This is a genomic window from Lentzea fradiae, assembly GCF_900100955.1.
GTDB classification, from domain to species: Bacteria; Actinomycetota; Actinomycetes; order Mycobacteriales; family Pseudonocardiaceae; genus Lentzea; species Lentzea fradiae.
Window position 1 is genome coordinate 179,634 of sequence record NZ_FNCC01000016.1, and the last position, 23,389, is coordinate 203,022.

Below are 23,389 nucleotides of genomic sequence, written 5' to 3' on the forward strand. Positions count from 1 at the left end.
CTGACGGCTATCCCCGCTGTCGTTCTTCTTCCTCCGCGGGAGGCCGTTGCTTGCGGACCTCCAGCGGCACGGTGAGCTGCGTGTCGGCGGGGGACGGAGCCGAGTAGCCGTTGCCGCCGCTCTCGGGCTTGGGCTGCGCGTTCTCCTCCTCGCGGATGCGGGAGGCGGCGCGTTCCATCTCCAGCCGCCGCCACCGCCTGCGCTGGCGGCGGGTCATGCGGGCGGGCCACATCTCCTGGACGGCGCTGTTGAAGTACGCGCCGATGGTGATCGCCAGGCCGATGAAGAACACGAACAGCAGGAACGCGATCGGTGTCGCCAGCGCGCCGTAGGTGTAGCCGGTGGTGGTGATCCACTGGATGTACAGGCGCAGGCCGATGGACGACAGGATGAACACGGCCATGGCGAGGACCGCGCCGGGCAGCACGCGGTGGTACGGCAGCCGTCTGGGCAGCGCGACCTTGTAGAGCAACGACAGCGAGAGCACGAGCAGCAGTCCGACGCCGGGGTAGTAGAAGCGGCCGACCCACGTCGTGATGTACGGCTGCCAGGACGTCGGGAAGAACTGCGGCAGGATGTCCGGGCCGAGCGCGAGGACCGGCAGGCCGACCACGAGCGCCACCAGCGACACCAGGTAGAGCAGCAGGGCGAAGACGCGCTGCCACACCTCGTTGCGCACGCCGTACTGGCCGTGGGCGACCGTGATCGCGTCGACGAACGACGACATCGCCGACGAGCCCGCCCACAGCGAGATCAGGAAGCCGATCGAGACGATCTCGCCCTTGCCGGTCGTGAGGATCTCGGCGACCGTGGGCTCGATCACGCCGTTGACGACGTCCCCGCTGAAGATCGTGCGGGTGAAGCCGATGATCTTTTCCTGGACAGCTTTGACGACGTCGTCGCCGAACCAGGAGCCGATCCAGCCCATCGAGCCCAGCACGCCGAGCAGCAGTGGCGGGAACGACAGCGTCTGCCAGAACGCGGCTTCGGCGGCCTCTGAGAAGATGTTGCCTTCCCACGCCTTCGACAGAGTGCGCGCGAGTAGGCGCAGCGGCCCCTTTCGGCCGGACCTGCGCGCGTTGTTGTCGGTAGGCGAACCCATCGCAGGGACAAGCATGGTGCATGGGGCCACGTTTCGCGGCATCGACGCTCGGAACGGGTAGGCTCGCAGTGCCCTCGGCCACGGTCCGCCTGAGGGCTGTTGCATGTCAAAGCCATGTCTGATCTGCGCAAATGAGGAGAAACACGTCTGTGACAGCGACAGCAGCAATGCGACCGCTGCGGGCCTGGCAGCGCAGGGCGCTGACCAAGTACCTCGCCGCCAAGCCCCAGGACTTCCTCGCCGTCGCCACCCCCGGCGCGGGCAAGACGACCTTCGGGCTCCGCGTCGCCGCCGAGCTGCTGGCCGACCGGACGATCGAGGCCGTCACGATCGTCACGCCCACCGAGCACCTGAAGCACCAGTGGGCGAAGGCCGCCGCCGAGCAGGGCATCCACATCGACTCGAACTTCCGCAACACCAACGCGATGACCTCCCGCGACTACCACGGCGTGGCCGTGACGTACGCACAGGTCGCCGCCCATCCGACGTTGCACAGGGTGCGCACCGAGAACCGCAAGACGCTCGTGCTGCTCGACGAGGTCCACCACGGCGGTGACGCCAAGTCGTGGGGTGAGGCGATCCGCGAGGCGTTCACCCCCGCGGTCCGCCGCCTGTGCCTCACCGGCACGCCGTTCCGCTCCGACGACTCGCCGATCCCGTTCGTGCAGTACGAGGAGAGCAACGGCGGCTTCAAGACCTCCAAGGCCGACCACACCTACGGCTACTCGGACGCGTTGCGCGACGGCGTCGTCCGGCCCGTGCTGTTCCTGGCGTACTCGGGTGAGGCGTCCTGGCGGACGAGCGCGGGCGAGGAGTTCACGGCGCGGCTGGGCGAGCCGCTGACGCAGGAGCAGACCGCGCGGGCGTGGCGCACGGCCCTCGACCCGGCGGGCGACTGGATGGCCTCGGTGCTGCGCGCCGCCGACCAACGTCTCACGCAGAAGCGCGAGAACGGCATCCCCGACGCGGGCGGCCTGGTGATCGCGACCGACCAGGAGACCGCGAAGGCGTACGCGCAGGTGCTCCAGCGCGTGACGGGGCACATCCCCACGCTCGTCCTCTCCGACGACCCGAAGGCGTCGGGCAAGATCGCCGAGTTCGCGGCGACGAACGAGCGCTGGATGATCGCCGTCCGCATGGTGTCCGAGGGCGTCGACGTGCCGCGGCTCGCCGTCGGTGTGTACGCGACGTCGTCGTCGACACCGCTGTTCTTCGCGCAGGCCATCGGCCGGTTCGTGCGCAACCGTCGTCCCGGTGAGACCGCGACGGTGTTCGTGCCGTCGGTGCCGGTGCTGCTGCAGCTCGCGTCGGAGCTGGAGGCCGAGCGCGACCACGTCCTGGGCAAGCCGCACCGTGAGAAGGACGGCTGGGACGACGAGCTGATGGCGGCCGCGAACCAGGCGAAGGACGAGCCAGGCGAGGAGGAACGCGCCTTCACGGCCCTGGGCACGACCGCCGAGCTGGACCAGGTGATCTTCGACGGGTCGTCGTTCGGCGCCCCGACCGTCGCGGGCTCGGAGGAGGAGCAGGAGTACCTCGGCCTGCCGGGGCTGCTGGAGCCCGACCAGGTGCGCACCCTGCTGCTGCAGCGGCAGGAGGAGCAGATGGCGCTCGCGGCCAAGCGGCCCAAGCCGGAGGCCCCGGTGCGGGAGGCGCGGCCCGTCGGCGTGCAGGAGCGCCTCACGTCGTTGCGCAAGGAGCTCAACACCCTCGTCGCGATGCACCACCACCGCACGAAGAAGCCGCACGGCAAGATCCACAGCCAGCTGCGCGAGTACTGCGGCGGGCCGCCGACCGCGATGGCCACGATCGAGCAGCTCGAGGAGCGGATCGCGACCCTGCGGTCCTGGTGACGGGCGTCAGCGGCGGGTGACGGCGACGGCGAGCGTGTCGTGGTGGGTGCGGAAGGAGCCGCCCGCCGCGTCGATCGCCGCGCCGACGTCGTCGAGCAGCCCGGCGACCTGCTCCGGCGTCAGCATCGCGACCAGGCCGGTCGTGCGGACGAGGTCGAGGTACCCGGCGGTGGTGTAGGCGCGCTCCCAGCCGGCCTCCCACTGCTGTGGTGACGTGAACTCGCCGGTGGCGACGAACGCCTCACCCGTCCGCACGCACCCCTGCCGGTAGGCCCGCGTCATGTCCTCACGGCCCTGGCCCGCGGGCACCGGCAGATCCGGCGCCACCCTGCGCAGCGCGTCGGAGAAGGCACGCTCGATCGGCTCCGGCGGGGCGAACACGTGCCACAGCGCCACGAACACCCCGCCCGGCCGCAGCACCCGCGCGGCCTGCCGGGGTCCCGCCTCGGCGTCGACCCAGTGCCACGCCTGCCCGGAGACGACGGCGTCGAACTCGCGGCCCGCCGGGTCCCAGCTCTCGAACTTCGAGATCTCCACGTCCAGCCCGCCACCGCGGGCGAACTGCGCCATGCGCTCGTCGGGCTCGACCCCCAGCACCTCGCAGCCGGCCGCGCGCAACGGCCGCGCGAGCACCCCGGTGCCGCAGCCGACGTCGAGGACGCGCGGGCCGGGGCTCGCCGCCACGACCTTGCGCACCAGCTCGTCCGGATAGGCCGGACGGGTGCGGTCGTAACGCGCCGCATCCGACCCGAACGAAAGTCCCAGCCGGTCGGCGGATTCCTTGTCGATCGCCATCCATCCAACCTAGAGAGGTCCCGGAGACGACGGACGCGTGTTCGCCTGAAGCGATATCCAATATATCGCTGGTGCCCGCAGTGGTGTGGCAGAGGTGACACTTCCGCGACTCACGGTGACTAAATTTCGGCGGGGTTACCGCATCGTTGCGACTTAATCGATCCAGTGTGGTTCCGGTCACGCCTATGTCCGGCATACGTTGTGCGCCACAACATTCTCTGTGACACAGCGCAGTGAAAGGGATGGCGGATGCGCAGCAAGAGCCTCGCTTCCATCGTCGTTACCGCGGGTCTTGCCCTGGCGGTTTCGGCGTGTGGTGCCAACACGTCCTCCGACAACGGAGGCAGCACTGACTCGGACTCTGGCAGCAGCGGGGGCGCAAAGGTCGGCGTGATCCTTCCTGAGACGAAGTCCTCGGCTCGCTGGGAGGGCTTCGACAAGCCGCTCCTCGAGGCGGCTCTGAAGAAGGAGGGGCTCGACCCCGACATTCAGAACGCCCAGGGTGACGCCCAGAAGTTCAGCACCCTCGCCGACGGCATGATCAACGCCGGCGTGAAGGTCCTGATCATCGCGACCCCCAACAGCGAGGTCGGTGCCTCTGTCGCCAAGAAGGCGCAGGCGCAGGGCATCCACGTCATCGACTACGACCGCCTGAACCTCGGCGGCAGCTCGCCCTACTACGTGTCGTTCGACAACGTGAAGGTCGGCGAGCTGCAGGGCCAGGGTCTCGCGGACGCCCTGAAGGACGCTCCGCAGGGCGCGAACGTGATCGAGATCGAGGGTTCGCCCACGGACAACAACGCGACCCTGTTCCACTCGGGTCAGCAGAAGGCCCTCAAGCCGCTGTACGACTCGGGCAAGCTCAAGCTCGTCCAGTCGCAGCCGATCCCGGACTGGGACAACCAGGTGGGTGGCCAGACCTTCGAGCAGATCCTGACCTCCAACAACGGCAAGGTCGACGGCGTCGTCGCCGCGAACGACGGCCTCGCCGGTGCTGTGATCACGATCCTCAAGAAGTACAGCCTCAACGGCAAGGTTCCGGTCACGGGTCAGGACGCCACCCCGGACGGCCTGCAGGCCGTGCTCCGCGGTGAGCAGTACATGACCGTCTTCAAGCCGATCAACGAGGAGGCGGAGGCCGCCGCCAAGCTGGCCGCCGCGCTCGCCAAGGGTGACACCGCCGCCGCCGACGCCCTCGCGTCCGGCACGGAGAAGGACCCGAAGGGCAACCGCGACGTCAAGTCGGTGCTCCTCACGCCGCAGCTGATCACGAAGGACAAGGTCAAGACCGTCGTCGACGCGGGCTTCGTGAAGGCTTCGGAGATCTGCGTGGCCGACACCCAGGCCGCTTGCGACGAGCTCGGCATCAAGTAGGACCGCTTGCGTCCGGGCGGGGTGCGGACCTCCGCACCCCGCCCTCGACGCGTGGTAACACGGAGGAATCCCCAGTGAGCGAGCCGATTCTCGAGCTGCGCGGCATCAACAAGAGCTTCGGTCCCGTGCACGTCCTGCACGACATCGACCTCGTCGTGAACCCGGGCGAGGTCACCGCACTCGTCGGTGACAACGGCGCGGGCAAGTCGACGTTGGTCAAGTGCATCGCGGGCATCCACCCCACCGACTCCGGTGAGGTTCTGTTCAACGGCGAGCCGGTGCAGATCAAGGGCCCGCGCGACGCCTCGGACCTCGGGATCGAGGTCGTCTACCAGGACCTCGCGCTCGCCGACAACCTGGACATCGTCCAGAACATGTTCCTCGGCCGCGAGCGCACCAAGATCGGCTTGCTCGACGAGACCGACATGGAGCAGGCGGCGCGCAAGACGCTCGCCTCGCTGTCCGTGCGCACGGTCAAGTCGGTGCGCACGCAGGTCTCGGCGCTGTCCGGTGGTCAGCGGCAGACCGTGGCGATCGCCAAGGCCGTGCTGTGGAACAGCAAGGTCGTGCTGCTCGACGAGCCCACCGCCGCGCTCGGCGTCGCGCAGACGCGGCAGGTCCTCGACCTGGTCCGCCGGCTCGCGGAGCAGGGCCTCGGTGTCGTCCTGATCAGCCACAACATGAACGACGTGTTCGAGGTCGCCGACAAGATCGCGTGCCTCTACCTCGGTCGCATGGCCGCCGTCGTGGGGTCGAAGGACGTCACGCACGGCCAGGTCGTCGAGCTGATCACCGCCGGTCGATCCGGTGACCTGGGCATCGCCCGCCCCGAGGCGGCGACGATCTGATGAGTTCGGAAAAGGCGAGCATGACCAACACCACCGAGACGCCCGCGCAGGACAGTCCTCAGGGCGCGATCTCCGACTTCGGCATCGACACCACCTCGCAGTCCACGGGCGAGGCCGTTCGCGACTACTGGGCGAGGGTCCGCGGTGGCGAGCTCGGCTCACTGCCCGCCCTGCTCGGCATCATCGTGCTGCTGATCGTCTTCAGCTCGTTGTCCGACACGTTCTTCACCCTCGGCAACCTCGCCAACCTGCTCCAGCAGGGCGCCAGCATCACCATCATCGCGATGGGCCTGGTGTTCGTGCTCCTGCTCGGCGAGATCGACCTGTCCGCGGGTACGGCCTCGGGTGTGACGGCCGCGGTCATGGCACTGCACCTGATCAACAACGGCAACCTGCTGGGTGGCATGGGGGACACGGTCTTCTACGTGTTCTGCGGCCTGCTGGTGCTCGCGATCGTGCTCGCCGTGCTGATGAGGATCTGGGCGGGTGCGGCCCTGTCCGCCGTCGCCCTGCTGATCTCGGCGATCGGCATCCCCGCGAACGCCTGGCTCGAGATGCTGCTCGCGGTCTGCGTCGGCGCGGCCATCGGCTGCATCACGGGCTTCCTGGTGGCGAAGGTCGGCATCCCGTCGTTCGTCGTGACCCTGGCGCTGTTCCTCGTCTGGGGCGGTGTCGTGCTCCAGTTCATCGGTGACGGCGGCACGCTCGGCCTGCGCGACGAGACGCTCTTCAACGTCGCCAACGGCAACCTGAACGTCGTGGGCTCGTGGGCGCTGTTCGTCGTCGCGGTCGGCGGTTACGCGGCGATCGTGCTCTCCCGGCACTTCTCCCGTCTGCGCAAGGGTCTTGTGGCGCAGCCGACGGCGCTCGTGCTGACCAAGATCGGTGCGCTCACGGTGCTGGCGGCGGCGATCACCTTCGCGCTGTCCCAGAACCGCGCGCCCAGCAACCTCGTGATCATCGAGGGCGTGCCCTACGTGGTGCCGCTGGTCCTGGTGCTGCTCGTGGTCGGCACGTTCGTGCTCGACCGCACGACCTACGGCCGGCACGTCTACGCCGTCGGTGGCAACAAGGAAGCCGCGCGCCGCGCCGGCATCAACGTCGAGCGCATCCGCATGAGCGTCTTCGTGATCGCCTCCTCGGCGGCCGCGATCGGCGCCATCGTGTACTCGTCGAAGGTCGGCTCGGTCGACCCGAACGCCGGTGGCGGCAACACGCTGCTGCTGTCGGTCGGTGCGGCCGTCATCGGTGGCACGTCGCTGTTCGGTGGCAAGGGCCGCCTGCGCGACGCGGTGATCGGTGGCGCGGTGCTCGCGATCATCCAGAACGGCATGGGCCTGCTCCGCCAGCCCGCCGCGGTGGTGTTCATCGTGACCGGCCTGGTCCTGCTGCTCGCCGCGAGCGTCGACGCGTTGTCCCGCCGCCGGGCGGCCACCGCGGCTCGATGACGCGGTGACGGGACCTACGTCCGGCACCCGTCCCGACGAGATCCGCAGGCACAACAGGACGGCGCTGCTGCGCCGCCTGCACGTCGACGGACCGTCCACCAGGGCCTCGCTCGCGACCGAGCTCGGGCTCAACCGCAGCACCATCAAGGCCCTGGTGGACGGCCTCGCCGAAGCCGGTGTGGTCGCGGAACGCGTGCCCGCTCTGCGCAGCGGAGCGGGCCGTCCCTCCCTCCTGGTCCTGCCCCAGCCGCACGCCGCGGTCGTGATCGCGATCGACGTGCGGGTGGAGCACGTGGCGATGGGGTTCGTCGGACTCGGAGGGGAGATCCTCGGGCGGGACAGCTGGAACCTGCACCGGACGCGTGATCCGGGGGAGGTCATCACGCACATCGTCGAGTCGGCGCGCCTCATGGCCGACGACCTCGACGCCACCCCGCTCGGGGTGGGCATCTCGGTGCCGGGCGTCGTGCGCCGCTCGGACGGGCACGTGCACGAGGCTCCGAACCTGCACTGGACCGGTGTCTCGCTCGGCAAACGCCTGGAGGCGGTGCTGAAGCTGCCCGTCCAGGTCGGCAACGACGCCGAGCTCGGAGCGCTCGCCGAACACGTGCGCGGCGCGGCACGCCAGTCCTCGGACATGGTCTACATCTCCGCGGACGTCGGCGTCGGCGGCGGCGTGATCCTGTCGGGACAACCGTTGCGCGGGTCCGGCGGTTACGTCGGCGAACTGGGGCACATGGTCGTGAACCCGCGCGGCCTGCGCTGTTACTGCGGCTGCGACGGCTGCTGGGAGACCGAGGTCGGGGAACCCGCGCTGTGCCGGGCACTGGGACTGCCCGACGACGCCCCGCGTGGCGCCGTCGTCGCGACCCTGCGCGCGCTGGACGACCCGTCCCTGCTGGACGAGTTCGCCGGCTGGCTCGCACTCGGGCTCGCCAACATCGTCAACGTCCTGGGCCCGGAACTGGTCGTGCTGGGCGACCTCTACACAGCACTGCCCGCGTCGGTGGTGGACTCGGTGAGCGCCGCCGTGCAGCGGCGCAGCCTCGTCTCCCGCGCCGTGGGCGGCACCCAGGTCGTCACCTCACCGCTCGGCAGGGACGCGAAGCTCGTCGGTGCCGCGGAACTGGCGTTCGAGCCGGTGCTGGACGCCCTTTAGGAGAGCGCTCCCGCGACGGGGCTCGAAGCGTCCGGAAAAGCGAAGGGGGCGGGGATCCTCGCGGATCCCCGCCCCGAGCGGCTAGGTGGGGTGGAAGTCAGCCCTGCTGAATCTCAGCAGCGAGTTCGCGCAACTTCTCACTGTGCGCGCGAGCGTGGTGCCCGCAGAACAGCAGCTCGCCCCCGGACGGGAGCAAGGCGCGAACCTGGGCAGCAGCCCCGCAGCGGTCGCAGCGGTCGGCAGCGGTCAACTCGGGGCGGGTGAGTGCTGCAGTCATGATGAATCTCCCTCCGTCCCAGCACCGGCAACGGTGTGCTGTCGGTGCCCTCTTACCAAGCTGCGACCACAGCGCCCCTGGCAGGTGCGCGGTGCTCGCTGGCTCCACTCTGACAGACGTTGTGGCGATAGTCAGTGTTCCCGTGTGCGTGGCGACTCGCGTCACTATCCGATTTACCCGCTCGCAGCAGGTTCACACCTCCGTTCGCCACCGGTTCATCGGCTTGACATCCACGCTCAGCGACGGGAAACCCGCTGGTGGAGCAGCATCTTGCGGCTGTTCGGTCGGTTGCGTGCGGCCGGGAGTGTGATATCGGTTGCCCTTGTCCGCCCGGAGCGAACAGGTCACGAACGTCCCACGATTCGGACGCGAGAGCGTGATCATGTGGACCACGGCAGCACTGTCAACGCCGGCCACTGCCGCCGCCAGCGCCGTGTTTTGGTCTCGTAGACGTGACGCGGAGCGAGCACGGGATTGGGGCGCACGACGAGACCGAAGACGTCCTCGAGACCGTACGGCGCGTACACGTGCCATTGACCGCCATCGAGTCGGACGCCCACGCAACAGGTCGTCGAAGCGAACGAGTCGATAGCCGCCTCGGTCGACGTGTACGGCGCACACGGGACGCCGAAGTGGTCCTCGTACCAGAGGTGCACGCGCGCTTCGTTGCGGATCTCGACATCCACGGGCAAGTCGCCGAACACGCGAGCCCCGTTCCGGATCACCGCGTCCTCGGCGTCCCAGCCGAGGACGGAGTCGTCGAAGTAGAACAGGTCGTAGTCCCTGATGCCCTCGGCAGGCGGCCTGCCGGTCACCACGTTCCACACCGTCTGGACCACGCATCCGGCGGTCAGGTACCAGCCGGGAAGGTCGAGGCCCGCCGCGCGGTGCAGCACCTCCACCAGCGCCTCGTTGCGCGTCAGCGCCTCGCGCAGCGCCCGTTCGTCCGTCATCACGGCCTCCGTCGCGAAAACACGAAGCCCCGCACCGAACCGGTGCGGGGCTTCGTGCGTATGACTCGGTAGAGACCTAGTCGAGGTAGTCGCGCAGCACCTGCGAACGCGACGGGTGACGCAGCTTCGACATGGTCTTCGACTCGATCTGGCGGATGCGCTCACGCGTGACGCCGTAGACCTGGCCGATCTCGTCCAGGGTGCGCGGCTGACCGTCCGTGAGGCCGAAGCGCAGCCGGACGACACCCGCCTCGCGCTCGGACAGCGTCGCGAGCACCGACTGGAGCTGGTCCTGGAGCAGCGTGAACGAGACGGCGTCGACCGCGACGACCGCTTCGGAGTCCTCGATGAAGTCGCCGAGCTGGCTGTCGCCCTCGTCGCCGATCGTCTGGTCCAGCGAGATGGGCTCACGCGCGTACTGCTGGATCTCCAGCACCTTCTCCGGCGTGATGTCCATTTCCTTGGCGAGCTCCTCCGGGGTGGGCTCGCGGCCCAGGTCCTGGAGCAGCTCGCGCTGGATGCGACCCAGCTTGTTGATGACCTCGACCATGTGCACCGGGATGCGGATGGTGCGGGCCTGGTCGGCCATCGCGCGGGTGATCGCCTGCCGGATCCACCAGGTGGCGTACGTGGAGAACTTGTAGCCCTTGGTGTAGTCGAACTTCTCGACGGCGCGGATCAGACCCAGGTTGCCCTCCTGGATCAGGTCCAGGAACGCCATGCCGCGGCCGGTGTAGCGCTTGGCCAGCGACACGACGAGGCGCAGGTTCGCCTCGAGCAGGTGGTTCTTGGCGCGCTCGCCGTCGCGGACGATCCAGCGCAGGTCGCGGCGCAGCTGCGGGGTGAGCTTCTCCTGCTCCTCCTCGGAGCGGCGCACGCGCTCGGCCGCGTACAGACCGGCCTCGATGCGCTTGGCGAGCTCCACCTCCTCCTCGGCGTTGAGGAGGGCGACCTTGCCGATCTGCTTGAGGTAGGCGCGGACGGAGTCGGCCGAGGCGGTGAGCTCCGCGTCCTTGCGCGCCTGGCGCAGGGCCTCGGACTCCTCCTCGTCCCAGACGAAGTCACCCTCGTTCTTGGGGTCCTCCGCCTCCTCCGGCTCGTCCACGACGGGCTCGTCCACGAGCTCGACGTCGTCGACCAAGTCCTCGGCGCCGGGAGCGCCTTCCATGTCCTCCGGCTCGTCGCCGTCGGCCTTCTTGGTCGCGCCCTTCGCGGCGGGGTCGGCCTTGCCGGCCTTGCGCGGGGACTTGGCGCCGGCGGCCTTGGCTGCGGGCTTCTTCGCTGCCGCAGCGGTCGTCTTGCGCTTCGGCTTCTCCTCGGCCTCGCCGGCCGCGGTCGCCTTGGTCGTCTTGGCGGCGCTCGCGGCGGAGCTGGAGCGTCGGGTTGCGGTTTCTGCGGCTGCCACGTACGCCCTTTCGCGACGGTCGTTCAAGGCAAACCAGAGGGCGCGAAACCTCGGTCGCCAGAGTTCGGGGGATCTCCCCGCCGATCTTGCTTGGCGGGTGTGCGTTCCATTGTAACGACGTCGGTGACGCGGTGTTGCGCCCCGATGTGGTTCGAGGCGCTCTCACCTGCGTTCTCGCAGCTAGATCGAGTAAGGCGAGTCGGACACGTTTCGGTGTCGAATGGTCGCGGCGACCCAGGTCAGGGCCGGACGCCGTGCGCGGCGGCCCAGGCGGCGCCGACGATGCCCGCGTCGTTCTTCAGCGCGGCGGCCACGACCTCCGTGCGGACCTTGAGCAGCGGCAACCACTTGTGGGCCTTCTTGCTCACACCGCCACCCGCGATCACCAGGTCGGGCCAGACGAGGTCCTCGAGCACGTTGATGTACCGCGAGACCCTGGGCGTCCACTCCTCCCAGGACAGGTCCTTCTCCTCCTTCACGGACGCGGCGGCGCGCTTCTCGGCGTCGTGCCCGTCGACCTGGAGGTGACCGAACTCGGTGTTCGGGACGAGCTTGCCGTCCAGGAACACCGCGCTGCCGATGCCCGTGCCGAACGTCAGCAGCACCACGGTGCCCGTCTTGCCGACACCCGCGCCGAACGACATCTCGGCGATCCCGGCCGCGTCGGCGTCGTTCATCACCACGATGTCCTCGGGCCTGCGCTTCAGCCGCTCCGCGAAGAGCTTCTGCGCGTCGCAGCCGATCCAGCCCTTGTCCACGTTCGCGGCGCTCAGGGCGACGCCGTGCTTGACCACGCACGGCAGCGTGACGCCGACCGGACCCTCCCACTGGAACTTCTCGACGATCTCCGCGACGACCTCCGCGACCGCCTCCGGAGTCGAAGGCTGAGGCGTGGGAATCCGCATGCGCTCGCCGTCCAGTGCCCCTGCCCCGAGGTCGACCAGGCCGCCCTTCACGCCGGAACCGCCGATGTCCACACCGAACCCGCGGGTGATGCCCATGCCCCGTGGTCCTTCCTACTAGATCCTGCTGGCTTCGATTCAGTAACCGTGGTGCGCAGACATTAGCCTGACGTTGTCCGATAGTCCCGTGCTAGTGACGCAGGAGGGAACCGGTCGTGATCGACCCCCGGCCGCTCGTCGACATCGCCACCGTCGTCGGACAGGAGGCGGGGGCTCTTGTTCAGCGCATGCGCGCCTCCGCCATCGTGTCGTTCGACACCAAGAGCACGTCCACCGACGTGGTCACCGAAGCCGACCGAGCCGCAGAACAACTCGTCCGGACGCGTCTGTCCGAGTTGCGCCCCGGCGAACCGGTGCTCGGTGAGGAGGAGGGCGGCTCCGTCGTCGAGGGCCTGACCTGGGTGGTGGACCCGATCGACGGCACCGTCAACTACCTCTACGGCCTCCCCTGGTACTCGGTGTCCATCGCGGCCCAGCTCGACGGCGAGTCGATCGCGGGCGTCGTGGTGGAGCCCGCGACGGGCCGGGTGTGGACGGGGGCCCGCGGCCACGGCTCCTTCCTGGACGGTCAGCGCCTGCACGTCTCCGCGACCACCGACCTGTCGCTCTCGCTGCTCGGCTACGGGTTCGCCTACCGGGCGGAACGGCGCCAGCGCCAGGCCGATGCCTGGGCGGGCATGGCGACGCGCGTGCGCGACATGCGCCGGGCCGGCGCCGCCTCGCTGGACCTCTGCGCGGTGGCCGCGGGACGGCTCGACGCCTACGCCGAGCACGGGCTCGGACGCTGGGACTGGGCGGCCGGCGCGCTCATCGCCGCCGAGGCAGGTGCCGTCGTGCGCCTGCCGGGGTCGGCGCCGGAGCTGGGGGAGGACGTCACCTTCGCCGCGACGCCCGGGATCGCCGACGCGATGTACAGCGCTCTGGCGGACAGCGGCTTCGGCAAGGTCTGAGCCGACTCAGGGGTGACGCGGGGGTTGACGGCGCGGGTTGACGGCGCATCGACCTCACGTCGACCCGGCTTCACGTCGACCCCGGCATCGAGTCGTGATGCCGGGGTCGACGTCGGGGTCCAGTCGACCTTCGGGCGTCGAGTCGATGTCGACTCGACGTGGACAGCGGTCAATCGATGTTGACCAGTCAATGTCGACGACCGATGCAGGTGACTTGATGCATGCTGACTCGATGTTGACGTCCGCAGGTCGACATTGATCGTCGCCGTCGACCTTGCGCCCCGCCGTCGACCTTGCGCCCCGCCGTCAACGTTGCGGCTGCCGTCGACATCGACGAGAGTCCTCAACGTCGACGCGTGCCAGTCGACATCGACAAAAGCGCAGTCAATGCTGATTCGTGCGGTCGACTCGGGCATGGCGTCAACACCGGCTCGTGCTGTCGACATTGACTGGAGCCGTCAACATTGATTCCGGGTCGTCAACATTGACTGAGCCGCGTCGACATCGCCCGGAGCGCGTCAATGTCGACCGAGCCGCGTCAACGTCGACAGGACCGCGTCAACACGACGGCAGGACTCAGTCGACGTCGATCCACGTCACCGGTTGAACTGATGAGCCACCCTCGGCAGCACCCCTGGACAGGGGTGGTCAGCAGGTGACGTCGCGCGCGCGGGTCAGGTTGTCCGGGTTCAGCGTCGGCGGCGCCTGTGCCGCGACCTGACCGCCCTGCTGCTCCGGCTGCTGCGCCGCCCACTCGGCGAGCTGGTCGAGCACCTTGCGGGCGTCGCTGTTCGGCTTGACCTCGTCGAACTTCTTGCCGATCGCCACGTCGACGGTGGCGTCCTGGCGGGCGTCGCGCACGAGCTCCAGGCACGGCTCCAGCAGCGAGAGCGTCCGCGCGGCCTGGGCGCCGGGGGCGCCGAAGCGGATCTGGCCGCGGCACGCCATGTCGCCCGCGGGGTAGATCGCGTCGTTGCCGGGGTCGGCGGCCTGCTTGAGGCCGAGCTCGCTGAGCATCGTCGCGACGGCCTTGGCGTGGTTGCGCTGCGTCGAGGCGTTGACGACCTTGAAGTTGACCTCGCTGACCGGCACCGGGTTCGTGCGGTCGAGGGCGTCGTGCTCCAGGACCGTGCCGAGCGGCGGCGGTGCCGCGGTGGCCGGGTCGGCCTCGGCGGTGGCGGACGTCGTCGCGCCGCCGGGAGGGTTGCACCTGATGGCCGCGTCGACGTCGCTCGCGGCGCCGAGCACCTTGACCCAGACGAAGACGGAGCTGACCAACAGCAGCGTGAACAGGACGAGCGCGGGCACCGGCCGGCGCCTCTTGTAAGGCGTGAAGCTCCCCGATGCGGATCCCACGTCCGAAGCCCTCCCCGTGATCCGACCCTGTGATCAGCCTAGGCCCTGCCAGGCTTTCGCGCGCTCCGGTGGGTGTGACCCACTGCACCGGCCTGATTGCTCACAGTCAGGACGGCGCCGGCCCGGCGCGGCGTTGCACGCGGGTGCGAACGTGCTCCCGCACAGGGTATCGGTCCAGCGTAGAAAGGTTGTTTCACCCGTCCGGTCGGTAAGGGGTAACCCGATGCCAAGGCACTCCGCGAATGAGCTACCCTCTGCGCGCTCCGCACACATGTCGATCAAGCCGACGGTCACGTCGAGGGGGTTGGCTTCGCGAGGAGTGCGAGAGACCTACGTCACCTTGACGTGGGGCACAAATGAGGGCGCTGGAGCGTTAACCAGCGACACGAACAGTCTCCGTAGACCGCAGGGGTGAAGAAGATGGCGACCGACTACGACGCGCCGCGTCGCAGCGAGGCGGACGAGCTCGCTGAGGACTCCCTCGAGGAGTTGAAGGCCCGGCGGAACGAGACGCAGTCCGGCGTCGTCGACGTCGACGAGGACGCGACCGCGGAGAACTTCGAGCTTCCCGGCGCCGACCTGTCCGGCGAGGAGCTCACCTTCAAGGTGCTGCCCAAGCAGGCGGACGAGTTCACGTGCTCGAAGTGCTTCCTGGTGCACCACCGCAGCAGGCTCGCCGAGGACAACGGCGGCGTGTACATCTGCCGCGACTGCGCCTGAGAGCTCCCGGGTCCTGCCCGTCCGCGAAGAAGCCACTGGGCGCTCACCCTCTCGGGTGGCGCCCAGTTGTGTTGTTCAGGACCTGATCGCGGCGGCGAGCCGTTCCGGGTGCCGGGTGCTGATCACCCAGTACGGCGTCGGGTCCTCCGGGTCGTTCACCCGCACCCGCACGAGCGGCTTCACCCAGCCGCGGTGCACGACGTGGGCGGCGGGGTCGAGGTCGGGGCCCATCGTCCTGCGCCGGTTCTCCTGCGCGATGATCTCCACCTCGCCGAGCAGCTCCAGCGGGATGTGCGCGTCGCCCGCCCGCAGCTCCCCGTCGGCCACCTCGACCTTCGTGGACCCCATCCGCACGATCAGCAGGACGGTCAGCGGCAGCAGGACCACGTACGGCAGCCAGGACCGCACGCCGGGGAAGCCCATGTGCACCTCCGCGGCCAGCAGCGCGGCCGCCAGCAGCGGCAACGGCCAGATCCACCAGGTCACGTACAGGCGTTCGCGGTAGGTCGTAGTGGCGGTCACGGCAGTCTCACTCACGTCCTCAGGGTAATCTCGCCCGCCGTGTCCAGCGTCGAGGTGTTGCTGACCCGGCTCGATCCGGGGGTTCCCGTACCCGCCTACGCCCGTCGCGGTGACGCGGGCGCGGATCTGGTGACCACGTCGGACGTGGTCATTCCACCAGGCGAGCGCGCGGTCGTCGGCACCGGTGTCGCCATCGCGCTGCCCGAGGGGTTCGCGGGCTTCGTGCACCCCCGTTCGGGGCTGGCCGCACGGGCCGGGCTGAGCGTCGTCAACACGCCGGGCACGATCGACTCGGGCTACCGCGGTGAGATCCGCGTTTGCCTCGTGAACCATGATCTCCGTGAGCCGATCGCGCTGTCGCGCGGCGACCGGATCGCCCAGCTCGTCGTGCAACGCGTCGAGCACGCGGTGTTCCGCGAGGTCGACGCGTTGCCGGAGACGGAGCGCGGTGCGGGAGGCTATGGCTCGACCGGCGGGCACGCCGTGCTCGCCCGTACGGATGCAGAGGGGTAGGGCATGTTCGGAAGGCGCCGCAAGCGCGGTCGTCACTCCTCGGGGGCTGTCGAGACGGGGCCGGAGTACGACGAGGACTTCGACGACGTCGAGGGCCCGTGGGACTCGACCGTGGCGCCTCACGACGATGTGCAGCGGCTCGACCTGGGATCGGTGTTGCTGCCGATGCCGGACGAGGCCCAGCTGCAGGTCGAGATGGACCAGCAGACCGGTTCGGTGCGGGCGGTGCACGTCCTCACGCCGGTCGGCCAGCTGACCATCAGCGCGTTCGCCGCGCCGAAGTCGGGCGGCCTCTGGAAGGAGGTCGGCGCCGAGCTGATCCAGGGCCTCAAGGAGGACGGCGCCAGGATCAACCGGGAGAACGGCGAGTGGGGCGAGGAGATCACCGCCCGCAACCAGGGCGTGCAGATCCTCTTCGTCGGCATCGACGGGCCGCGCTGGATGCTGCGCGGTGTCGCCGCCGGTCCCGAGGAGCACTTCGCGCAGAACTCCGCGGCGTTGCGCGAGATGCTGCGCGGCACCGTGGTCGTGCGCGGCGAGCAGCCGATGCCGCCCCGCACGCCGCTGCCGGTGGAGCTGCCGGAGGCGATCGCCCGGCACATCCAGCAGCAGCAGGGTTAGTCCCGCGCTCGTCGCCACGCCTGCACCGCACGCCCCAGCGCGTGCGGGTAGGCGTCCAGCGTCGTCGTGGTGAGCACGGCGCGGGGGAGGGCGTCCGCCCACTCCCGGGCGACCTCGATCGGGTGCACCGGGTCGTCGGTGCACCCGACGATGCCCGTCGGCACGCGCAACGACCTCAGCTCGTCGAGCGTCGGCGCCTCCGAGGCGGACGCTTCCTCCAGGTGCGGCACCAGCTGGTCGCCGTAGCCGCGCCACGCCCTCGACAGCTCGTCGCGCAGCCAGCCGGTCGTGCCCGCGAGCGCGGTTTCCAGGCCCTGGTCCGCCACGACCCGCGCGCTCACCCTGGCGGCCAGTGCCGCGGGTGCGTCGCCGGCGGGACCGGTCCACGCCGGCAGCGCGAGCACCAGACCGGCGCACTTGTCCGGGTTCCCGGCCGCCCACCGCGCGGCGACGTGCGCACCGAGCGAGACACCACCCACCACGATCGGGTGGCCTGTCCAGGCGTTGTCGAGCGCCTCCACCCGATCGGCCACCGTGCGGACTCGCGGAGCGGTCAGAACGGCTCCCACCTGCGACAACGGCTCGGCGAACACGAACCGGACAAAGTTCTCGTCAGAGGCGGTTCCGGGCAGGAGTACGACGGTCTCGGCAGGCACGCCCGTGATTGTCGGCCCCCCTGCGTACCCTCACTGTCAGACGGGTCCACACCACCGGGCCCTCGGAGCATCGCGGGAGTCGGGGATGGGCGGCTACTGGCACCGCTTGGTGCGTCGCTTGACCAGCGACGTGGCCGAGCTGGACGCGGACGACCTGTCGCGGAAAGCGGAGGCGGTCGGCGCCGTGAAGGCGTGCGACTGCAGGTCCGGTGAGGAGGTCACGGTCCTGGGCAGGCTCCGCAGCGTGGAGCTGTGCCCCCGGGACGCGGCCGCCACTCTGGAAGCGGAGCTCTACGACGGCACCGAGGGCGTCACCCTCGTTTGGCTCGGCCGCCGTCGCATCGCGGGAATCGAGCCCGGTCGCACGATCAAGGCTCGTGGCCGCATCGCCGTGCGCGACGGGCGCAAGGTCCTCTACAACCCCTATTACGAGTTGCAGAACGCTTCATGACCTCAGCTGAGACCGAAGAAAAGCAGCCCACCGTCCTCGAGCAGATGGGCGGCGTGAGCGGAATGCTCTACTCGTCGCTGCCCGTCCTGATCTTCGTGATCGTCAACTTCGCCACCAAGAACCTGATGGCGGCGATCATCGGCTCGCTGGCCGCCGCCGTCGTCATCGGTGTCGTGCTCGCGCTGCGCAAGGGAACGATCCAGCCCGCGATCTCCGCCGTGTTCGGCGTGGGCATCGCGGCGTTCATCGCCTACAAGACGGGTGAGGCCAAGGGCTTCTTCCTCTTCGGCATCTGGCAGAGCGTCGTCTACGGCAGCGCGTTCCTGCTGTCGATCATCGTGCGCTGGCCGCTCGCCGGTGTCCTCTGGACGTTCCTCAACGGCAGGGACAGGTCCTGGCGCGCGGACAAGGCCACCGTCCGCGACTACGACATCGCCACCTTCGTGTGGGCGCTGGTGTTCTTCGCCCGCTTCGTGGTCCAGCGCTGGCTGTACGACGAGGACCAGGTCGGCTGGCTCGCGGTGGCCCGGCTCGGGATGGGCTACCCGCTGATGGCGGTCGCGCTCCTCGCCACGGTGTGGGCGGTCCGCCGCGCCGACAAGCGCCTCAAGGAGGCGGAGGAAGCGGCGTCGGCCCAGGCCCAGGCGGAAGAGGTGCTGTCCCGCACGGCCGACGACCTGCTCACCCCGGACATGGACGAGCTGAAGCGCACCGTCGAGGCGGAGTCGCGCGACAAGTCCAGGGACTGACACGACGTGCGACGGCCGGCGCTCCCGCATGGGGCGCCGGCCGCGTCGTGTCCGGAGACGCTCAGTACCCGAGGGCGCGCTTGATGTCCTGCTCGACGGCCGCCGTCGTGACGAACAGCAGCTCGTCCTCGGCTTCCAGCGTGTCGTCCGGCTGCGGCACGATGACCCGCCCGCCGCGCAGGATCGTCACGAGCGCGGCGTCCCGGGGCAGCGTCAGCTCCGACACGGCCCGCCCGGCGAACGGCGTCGACTCGTCGAGCGTGATCTCCACGAGGTTCGCCTGTCCCTGCCGCAACGTCAGCAACCGCACGACGTCGCCGATGGTCACCGACTCCTCGACCATCGCCGCCAGCAGCCGCGGCGTCGAGACGGCGACGTCGACACCCCACGACTCGGTGAAGAGCCATTCGTTCGCGGGGTCGTTCACGCGCGCGACGACGCGGCGGACCGCGAACTCGGTCTTCGCCAGCAGCGACACCACGAGGTTGACCTTGTCGTCACCGGTCGCGGCGATCACCACGTCGCACAGCTGCATGCCGGCGTCCTCCAAAGAGGACAGCTCGCACGCGTCGGCCTGCACCCACTCGGCCTGCTCGACGGAGTTGGGGTCGAAGTGCGCCCTGTCCCGTTCGATGAGCATCACCTGGTGCCCGTCGGAGACGAGCTCCTGCGCGATGGACCGGCCCACCGCGCCCGCACCCGCGATCGCGACCCGCATCAGCTCTCCTCCGGTGCCTGCTGCGCCGCCGCCGCGACGTCGGTGATCGTGCCGGACAGCGCCGCCACGTAGATGGTGTCATCGGCCTGCACGACGGTCGTGGCGCCGGGCAGCACCCCCGTGCCGAACCGCATCACGAACGCCACCCGCGCGCCGATCGCCTCCTCCAGCTCGCGGATCGGCCGGCCGACCCACGACTCGGCGACCTCGATCGGCAGCACGGCGACGGTGCCGGACGGGTCGCGCCACGCGGTCGACGCGCCCTCGGGCAGCAGCATCCGCAGGAACCGGTCGGTCGACCACGGCACGGTCGCGACCGTCGGGATGCCGAGGCGCTCGTACACCTCCGCGCGCTTGTGGTCGTAGATGCGGGCGACGACGTGCTCGACGCCGAACGTCTCGCGCGCGACGCGAGCCGAGATGATGTTCGAGTTGTCGCCGCTGGAGACCGCCGCGAACGCCCCGGCGCGCTCGATGCCCGCCTCGATCAGGACATTGCGGTCGAAACCGTTGCCGACGACCTGCTGTCCGTGGAAGTCGCCGCCCAGCCTGCGGAACGACTGCGAGTCCTTGTCGATCACCGCGACCTGGTGGTCGAGCCGCTCCAGGGCCCTGGCCAGGGAGGCTCCCACCCGGCCACATCCCATGATCACCACGTGCACGACATTGCCTCCTCGGGCGAACCTTGGGCAGAAGGTACCGAGCATTAGCCCGTCCCGGTGAGCGACCCCTTACGCTTCGGCCGTGTCCAAGCTCGCCACCGCTGCCAAACGCCTCCTGGTCGGGCGGCCGTTCCGCAGTGACCGCCTCGCGCACACCCTGTTGCCGAAGCGCATCGCCCTCCCCGTGTTCGCCTCGGACGCCATGTCGTCGGTCGCGTACGCGCCCGAGGAGATCTTCCTGATGCTGTCGGTGGCCGGGCTGAGCGCGTACGCGCTGGCCCCCTGGGTGGGGGTCGCTGTCGTCGTGGTGATGCTGACGGTGGTGGCGAGCTACCGGCAGAACGTGCACGCCTACCCGTCCGGTGGCGGCGACTACGAGGTCGCGACGGTCAACCTGGGCCGCAGGGCGGGGCTCACGGTGGCGAGCGCCCTGCTCATCGACTACATCCTGACCGTCGCGGTGTCGATCTCGGCCGCCGCGGCGAACATCGGTTCGGCCATCCCGTTCGTCGCCACGCACAAGGCGGAGTTCGCGGTCGCGGCCATCATCCTGCTGACCGCCGTCAACCTGCGCGGCATCCGCGAGTCCGGCAGCGCGTTCGCCGTCCCCGTCTACGCCTTCATGTTCGGGGTCTTCGCCCTGATCGGCTACGGCCTGTTCCGCGGGCTGGTGCTGGGCCAGGAGATGCGGGCGGAGAGCTCGGGCCTGGAGATCCACGCCGAGGCGGACCACCTGATGGGCCTCGCGTTCGTGTTCCTCGTGCTGCGGGCGTTCTCCTCCGGCTGCGCCGCCCTCACCGGCGTCGAGGCGATCAGCAACGGCGTGCCCGCGTTCCGCAAACCCAAGTCCCGCAACGCCGCGACGACACTGCTGCTGATGGGCCTCATCTCGGTGTTCATGCTGATGGGCCTGATCGTCCTCGCCCAGCTGACCGGTGTGCGGATGGCCGAGTTCCCCGGCGAGCAGATCAGCAACGCCCCGGCTGGCTACGAGCAGAAGACGATGGTGGCGCAGGTCGCGCACGCCGTGTTCGACAACTTCCCGCCCGGCTTCTACTTCATCGCGGGCGTCACCGCGCTGATCCTCGTGCTCGCCGCGAACACCGCGTTCAACGGCTTCCCGGTGCTCGGCTCGATCCTCGCCCAGGACCGCTTCCTGCCCCGTCAGCTGCACACCCGCGGCGACCGGCTGGCGTTCTCCAACGGCATCCTGTTCCTCGCCGGGTTCGCCATCATCCTGGTGATCGCGTTCGACGCGGAGGTCACCCGGCTCATCCAGCTCTACATCGTCGGCGTCTTCGTGTCGTTCACGCTGAGCCAGCTCGGCATGATCAAGCACTGGCAGCGGCTGCTCAGGACCGAGACCGACCCGCAGGCGCGCGTCCGGATGCGCCGCTCGCAGTCGATCAACACCTTCGGGCTGGCGCTGACCGCGACGGTGCTGGTCATCGTGCTGATCACGAAGTTCACCAAGGGCGCGTGGATCGCCATCGCCGCGATGGCGGCTATTTACGCGTTGATGACGGCGATCCGCAAGCACTACGACACGGTCGCCGAGGAGCTGCGCAAGCAGGAGCGCGTGCGCACGCTGCCCGCGCGCAACCACGCAATGGTGCTGGTGTCCAAACTGCACATGCCGACGCTGAGGGCGCTGGCCTACGCCAAGGCGACACGTCCGGACGTGCTGGAGGCCGTCACCGTCAACGTGGACGACGGCGACACCCGCAAGCTCACCGCCGAGTGGGAGAAGGAGAACATCAAGATCCCGCTCAAGGTGATCGAGTCGCCCTACCGGGAGATCACCAAGCCCGTTCTCGACTACGTGAAGCGGGTCAGGACGGACAACCCGCGCGACGTTGTTACGGTGTTCATCCCCGAGTACGTGGTCGGCCACTGGTGGGAGCAGCTCCTGCACAACCAGAGCGCGTTGCGGCTCAAGGGAAGGCTGCTGTTCCAGCCGGGTGTGATGGTGACCAGTGTCCCGTGGCAGCTCGAGTCCGCGGTCAAGGTCAAGGACAAGAACGTCATCGCGCCCGGCGCTGTCCGAAGGGGTCTGGACGACCGATGAGCACGACCAAGGAAGACTGGACCGGACGCAAGTTCGAAGTCGAGGTAGGACCTGTCGCCCACGGCGGACATTTCGTCGCACGGCACGAGGGGCGCGTTCTGTTCGTGCGCCACGCACTGCCCGGCGAACGCGTTGTGGTGTCGGTGTACGAGGACAACGGCGGGTCGTTCTGCCGTGCCGACGCCGTGGAGATCCTCACACCGTCACCCGACCGCGTCGAGCCACCGTGCCCGTTCACCGGACCGGGGAGGTGCGGCGGCTGCGACTTCCAGCACGTGACGTGGGAGCGGCAGCGCGAGCTCAAGGCCCAGGTCGTGCGCGAGCAGCTGAGCAGGCTCGCCAAGATCGACCGGGACGTGGTCGTCGAAGCGCTCCCCGGCGGCCCGCTGGAGTGGCGGACGCGCATCCGGATGGCCGTCGACCGCGAGGGACGGCCCGGTTTCCGCGGCACCCGCTCCCACGATGTGATCCCGGTCGACCACTGTGTGATCTCCCGGCCGGGCATGGTCGAGTCGGTGGTCGACAGAACGTGGCGGGCGCAGGAGCTCACGATCGTCCAGGACGGTGACGGCAACCGCCACGTGGGTGAGGTCCGCGGCCGACACACCGTGCGACGCGCCGGAACCGGTACGGCTGTCGAGACGGCCGCGCAACGAAAGTGGCGAGTTTCCGCCGACGGTTTCTGGCAGGTCCACCCCGCGGCCGCGGACACGTTCGCGACCGTCGTGGGGGAGTGGGCGGCGGCCGAGCCGGGGCAGCGCGCGTGGGACCTCTACGGCGGCGCCGGGCTCTTCGCGTCCGTGCTCGGCCGGCAGGTCGGCGACACCGGGTCCGTGCTGGTCGTGGAGTCCTTCCCCGGTGCCGTGGAGGACGGCAGGCGCAACCTGCGGCGCATGTCCCAGGTCGAGTGGGTGGCGGACAAGGTGGAGCGCGCCGTGACCCGCCGGCTGCCCGTGGAGGACCCGCACGTCGTGGTGCTCGACCCGCCCCGCAAGGGCGCGGGCAAGGTCGTTGTGGCTGAAGTCGCACGGCGCCGTCCCCAGCGGGTCGTCTACGTGGCCTGCGACCCGGCCGCCCTCGCCAGGGACTTGGCCGAATTCACAGTTCAGGGGTACCGGCTCGCCGGGCTGCGGGCGTTCGACGCCTTCCCCATGACCCATCATGTGGAGTGCATCGCGCTGCTCGACGCTGAGACGCGCTGACCATGCGTCTCAGTCACGTCTCCGT

General features: G+C 69.5%; 24 protein-coding genes. 13 read left to right on the top strand and 11 right to left on the bottom strand.

Annotation, left to right across the window (positions count from 1 at the left end):
- Positions 1-7 precede the first annotated feature (7 nt).
- Positions 8-1,102, bottom strand: a complete 1,095-nt coding sequence (locus BLT23_RS32845) for a YihY/virulence factor BrkB family protein (RefSeq protein ID WP_425434439.1) — start codon at positions 1,100-1,102, stop codon at positions 8-10.
- 167 nt (positions 1,103-1,269) lie between these two features.
- Between BLT23_RS32845 and BLT23_RS32850 the strand changes: the two genes are divergently transcribed.
- On the top strand, positions 1,270-2,955 hold the full coding sequence (locus BLT23_RS32850; protein ID WP_245744451.1) for a DEAD/DEAH box helicase: 1,686 nt from the start codon (positions 1,270-1,272) through the stop codon (positions 2,953-2,955).
- A gap of 6 nt (positions 2,956-2,961) precedes the next feature.
- Here BLT23_RS32850 and BLT23_RS32855 read toward each other — a convergent pair whose 3' ends face one another.
- Positions 2,962-3,750: a class I SAM-dependent methyltransferase gene (locus BLT23_RS32855; protein WP_245744439.1), complete on the bottom strand. Its 789-nt coding sequence runs from the start codon at positions 3,748-3,750 to the stop codon at positions 2,962-2,964.
- 249 nt (positions 3,751-3,999) lie between these two features.
- Here BLT23_RS32855 and BLT23_RS32860 point away from each other — a divergent pair, with 249 nt between their 5' ends.
- The 4 genes from BLT23_RS32860 to BLT23_RS32875 all read left to right on the top strand — a co-directional run bounded on the left by BLT23_RS32860 (position 4,000) and on the right by BLT23_RS32875 (position 8,579).
- Positions 4,000-5,124: a sugar ABC transporter substrate-binding protein gene (locus BLT23_RS32860; protein ID WP_090056764.1), complete on the top strand. Its 1,125-nt coding sequence runs from the start codon at positions 4,000-4,002 to the stop codon at positions 5,122-5,124.
- A gap of 74 nt (positions 5,125-5,198) precedes the next feature.
- A complete protein-coding gene (locus BLT23_RS32865; protein ID WP_090056768.1) occupies positions 5,199-5,972 on the top strand; it encodes an ATP-binding cassette domain-containing protein in 774 nt (257 codons plus the stop codon).
- 20 nt (positions 5,973-5,992) lie between these two features.
- Positions 5,993-7,420: a sugar ABC transporter permease gene (locus tag BLT23_RS32870; protein WP_090056772.1), complete on the top strand. Its 1,428-nt coding sequence runs from the start codon at positions 5,993-5,995 to the stop codon at positions 7,418-7,420.
- 4 nt (positions 7,421-7,424) lie between these two features.
- Positions 7,425-8,579 carry an ROK family transcriptional regulator gene (locus tag BLT23_RS32875; RefSeq protein ID WP_176947031.1) on the top strand — a complete coding sequence of 385 codons (1,155 nt, stop codon included), beginning with the start codon at positions 7,425-7,427 and terminating at the stop codon, positions 8,577-8,579.
- Between the two features lie 97 nt (positions 8,580-8,676).
- Here the strand turns inward: BLT23_RS32875 and BLT23_RS41885 are convergent, their stop codons facing one another.
- The 4 genes from BLT23_RS41885 to ppgK form a co-directional block, all read right to left on the bottom strand.
- Positions 8,677-8,856: a DUF7455 domain-containing protein gene (locus BLT23_RS41885; RefSeq protein ID WP_231642793.1), complete on the bottom strand. Its 180-nt coding sequence runs from the start codon at positions 8,854-8,856 to the stop codon at positions 8,677-8,679.
- Positions 8,857-9,236: 380 nt separating this feature from the next.
- Complete coding sequence (locus BLT23_RS32885; RefSeq protein WP_090056775.1) at positions 9,237-9,809, bottom strand: nucleotidyltransferase family protein; 573 nt, start codon at positions 9,807-9,809, stop codon at positions 9,237-9,239.
- A 76-nt stretch (positions 9,810-9,885) separates the two neighbouring features.
- Positions 9,886-11,214 (bottom strand): RNA polymerase sigma factor, encoded by a 1,329-nt coding sequence (locus BLT23_RS32890; protein WP_090056778.1) that lies wholly within the window; start codon positions 11,212-11,214, stop codon positions 9,886-9,888.
- 239 nt (positions 11,215-11,453) lie between these two features.
- Positions 11,454-12,215 carry a polyphosphate--glucose phosphotransferase gene (ppgK, locus tag BLT23_RS32895; protein WP_090056781.1) on the bottom strand — a complete coding sequence of 254 codons (762 nt, stop codon included), beginning with the start codon at positions 12,213-12,215 and terminating at the stop codon, positions 11,454-11,456.
- Between the two features lie 116 nt (positions 12,216-12,331).
- Between ppgK and BLT23_RS32900 the strand changes: the two genes are divergently transcribed.
- On the top strand, positions 12,332-13,126 hold the full coding sequence (locus tag BLT23_RS32900; RefSeq protein WP_090056784.1) for an inositol monophosphatase family protein: 795 nt from the start codon (positions 12,332-12,334) through the stop codon (positions 13,124-13,126).
- 648 nt (positions 13,127-13,774) lie between these two features.
- Here BLT23_RS32900 and cei read toward each other — a convergent pair.
- The gene (gene cei / locus BLT23_RS32905) at positions 13,775-14,482 is read right to left on the bottom strand and encodes an envelope integrity protein Cei (protein ID WP_281248925.1); all 708 of its coding nucleotides are present in this window, start codon (positions 14,480-14,482) and stop codon (positions 13,775-13,777) included.
- Between the two features lie 420 nt (positions 14,483-14,902).
- Here cei and BLT23_RS32910 point away from each other — a divergent pair, with 420 nt between their 5' ends.
- A complete protein-coding gene (locus BLT23_RS32910) occupies positions 14,903-15,202 on the top strand; it encodes a DUF4193 domain-containing protein (RefSeq protein ID WP_090056966.1) in 300 nt (99 codons plus the stop codon).
- A 75-nt stretch (positions 15,203-15,277) separates the two neighbouring features.
- On the opposite strand, the gene BLT23_RS32915 is transcribed toward BLT23_RS32910, so the two are convergent.
- A complete protein-coding gene (locus BLT23_RS32915) occupies positions 15,278-15,739 on the bottom strand; it encodes a DUF3093 domain-containing protein (protein WP_245744442.1) in 462 nt (153 codons plus the stop codon).
- Between the two features lie 24 nt (positions 15,740-15,763).
- Here BLT23_RS32915 and dut point away from each other — a divergent pair, with 24 nt between their 5' ends.
- Both dut and BLT23_RS32925 read left to right on the top strand, forming a co-directional pair.
- Positions 15,764-16,237, top strand: coding sequence for a dUTP diphosphatase (gene dut / locus BLT23_RS32920; RefSeq protein WP_090056794.1), 474 nt, complete (start codon positions 15,764-15,766; stop codon positions 16,235-16,237).
- Positions 16,238-16,240: 3 nt separating this feature from the next.
- Entirely contained in the window at positions 16,241-16,858 is a 618-nt protein-coding gene (locus tag BLT23_RS32925; RefSeq protein ID WP_090056798.1) for a DUF3710 domain-containing protein, read from the top strand.
- Here the strand turns inward: BLT23_RS32925 and BLT23_RS32930 are convergent.
- Positions 16,855-17,514, bottom strand: a complete 660-nt coding sequence (locus BLT23_RS32930; protein ID WP_090056802.1) for an alpha/beta fold hydrolase — start codon at positions 17,512-17,514, stop codon at positions 16,855-16,857. The genes BLT23_RS32925 and BLT23_RS32930 overlap by 4 nt on opposite strands.
- A gap of 85 nt (positions 17,515-17,599) precedes the next feature.
- On the opposite strand from BLT23_RS32930, the gene BLT23_RS32935 reads away from it, so the two are divergent.
- Positions 17,600-17,965, top strand: coding sequence for an OB-fold nucleic acid binding domain-containing protein (locus tag BLT23_RS32935; protein ID WP_090056807.1), 366 nt, complete (start codon positions 17,600-17,602; stop codon positions 17,963-17,965).
- Positions 17,962-18,714 (top strand): DUF3159 domain-containing protein, encoded by a 753-nt coding sequence (locus BLT23_RS32940; RefSeq protein WP_090056811.1) that lies wholly within the window; start codon positions 17,962-17,964, stop codon positions 18,712-18,714. The genes BLT23_RS32935 and BLT23_RS32940 overlap by 4 nt, the downstream gene beginning before the upstream one ends.
- 61 nt (positions 18,715-18,775) lie before the next feature.
- On the opposite strand, the gene BLT23_RS32945 is transcribed toward BLT23_RS32940, so the two are convergent.
- Positions 18,776-19,432 (bottom strand): potassium channel family protein, encoded by a 657-nt coding sequence (locus BLT23_RS32945; RefSeq protein ID WP_090056815.1) that lies wholly within the window; start codon positions 19,430-19,432, stop codon positions 18,776-18,778.
- The gene (locus tag BLT23_RS32950) at positions 19,432-20,094 is read right to left on the bottom strand and encodes a potassium channel family protein (RefSeq protein ID WP_090056819.1); all 663 of its coding nucleotides are present in this window, start codon (positions 20,092-20,094) and stop codon (positions 19,432-19,434) included. Before BLT23_RS32950 ends, BLT23_RS32945 begins: the two co-directional genes overlap by 1 nt.
- 82 nt (positions 20,095-20,176) lie before the next feature.
- Between BLT23_RS32950 and BLT23_RS32955 the strand changes: the two genes are divergently transcribed.
- Entirely contained in the window at positions 20,177-22,162 is a 1,986-nt protein-coding gene (locus BLT23_RS32955) for an APC family permease (protein WP_090056823.1), read from the top strand.
- Positions 22,159-23,364: a class I SAM-dependent RNA methyltransferase gene (locus BLT23_RS32960; protein WP_090056826.1), complete on the top strand. Its 1,206-nt coding sequence runs from the start codon at positions 22,159-22,161 to the stop codon at positions 23,362-23,364. The genes BLT23_RS32955 and BLT23_RS32960 overlap by 4 nt, the downstream gene beginning before the upstream one ends.
- Positions 23,365-23,389 lie beyond the last annotated feature (25 nt).